Consider the following 1,680-nt stretch of genomic DNA (forward strand, 5'->3'; position numbering starts at 1 on the left):
ACGCGACAAGACACGCCGCAGTTGGATGGGCTTCGCCCATCTTGCTGCCACCATGATCAACTTGCGCACCACTGAGTTCGGTCACAGACCCTAGGTCCGCTTTTGTAGGTATGGAGTCTTCGCGCATGGAGGCGGTGCGTGGCTCCCTCATCTATACCGAGCGACAGTGAATCGCGCTTCTCGGCCTATGTCGAGGCACTTGGCGCGGCCCTCGGCCATAGCGACCGCATCGCGCCTGCCCGGCGCTACTGCGCCGGCCTGCTGCTGCCTGGCGACCGCAAGAGCATCGAGCCGATGGCCGCCCGGGTCGAGCCCGGGCGGGTCCAGGCCACCCACCAGTCGCTGCACCACCTCATCGCCAAGGCCGACTGGTCCGATAGGGCGGTGCTCGCCGCGGTCCGTTCCCGGGTACTGCCCGCGCTCGAGCAGCATGGCCCAATCCAGGCCTGGATCATCGACGACACCGGCTTTCCCAAGAAGGGCACGCAGTCGGTCGGCGTCGCGCGGCAGTATTGCGGCCAGCTCGGCAAACAGGACAATTGCCAGGTTGCCGTCAGCCTTTCGGTCGCCAACGACCACGCCAGCCTGCCAGTGGCCTATCGGCTTTACCTGCCGCAAGCCTGGGCCGAGGATGCCGACCGCCGCGCCAAAGCGGGTGTGCCCGACGATCTGGACTTCGCCACCAAACCGCAGATCGCGCTCGAGCAGATCCGCGCCGCCCAGGCCGACGGCATCCCGCCCGGCATGGTGCTGGCCGATGCGGGCTATGGCGTGGACACCGCCTTCCGCGACGGCATCACCGCCCTTGGCCTGACCTATGTCGTCGGCATCCAGTCCTCCACCAGCCTCTGGCCGCCCGGCCAGGCGCCGCTGCCGGTCAAACCCTGGAGCGGGCGTGGCCGCCCACCCACCCGTGTCAGCCGCAGCGCCGAGCACAAGCCCGTCTCGGCCCGAGACCTCGCCGCGGGGCTGCCCAAGGAGGCCTGGCGCCGGGTGACCTGGCGGCAGGGCACGCATGCCCCACTCGCCTCCCGCTTCGCCGCCGTGCGGGTTCGCCCCGCCCACCGCGACTACAAGGCCGCCACGCCACGGCCCGAGGAATGGTGCCTGATCGAATGGCCACCCGGGGAAGCCGAGCCCACCAAGTTCTGGCTCTCGACGCTGCCCGCCACCATCAGCCGCACCGCGCTGGTCCGTCACGCCATGCAGCGCTGGCGGATCGAACGCGACTATCAGGAGCTGAAACAGGAAATCGGCCTCGGGCACTACGAAGGTCGCGGCTGGCGCGGCTTCCACCATCACGCCAGCCTCTGCATCGCCTCCTACGGCTTCCTGGTCGCCGAAAGGGCGGCGATTCCCCCCCTCAGCCGAGCGCAGCGCCCCACTCATCCAGGCACCTGAGGTTCCCAAGGACTACCGACCAAGAGGAGCCGCCAATCCGGCCTGAGCGCTATGTCGCCAACTCCATCGCCACCATGCGCCTGCACATTGCACGCGCACTCGCCCGTACCCTGCCGCGATGCCCATGCTGCCAATGCCCAGCACCATATCGCTGTTTATGACACAGTAAGATTAATTAGGTCCTCTTATCTCGGCTTTGGCCATTCAGGCTGCGTGGCAAAGGGCATAGGCGATGCTCTCGCGGAGGGCTGGCGAGAGTTTCGCAGCGTCGGCCGACTG

At 67.7% G+C, this 1,680-nt stretch carries 1 pseudogene; it reads left to right on the forward strand.

The features are described from left to right. Positions 1 to 138: 138 nt before the first annotated feature. Positions 139 to 1,447: pseudogene (locus tag BLR02_RS28200) on the forward strand (IS701 family transposase). The last annotated feature ends 233 nt before the right edge of the window (positions 1,448 to 1,680 follow it).

The sequence above is a fragment of the Belnapia rosea genome (assembly GCF_900101615.1).
Classification (GTDB): domain Bacteria; phylum Pseudomonadota; class Alphaproteobacteria; order Acetobacterales; family Acetobacteraceae; genus Belnapia; species Belnapia rosea.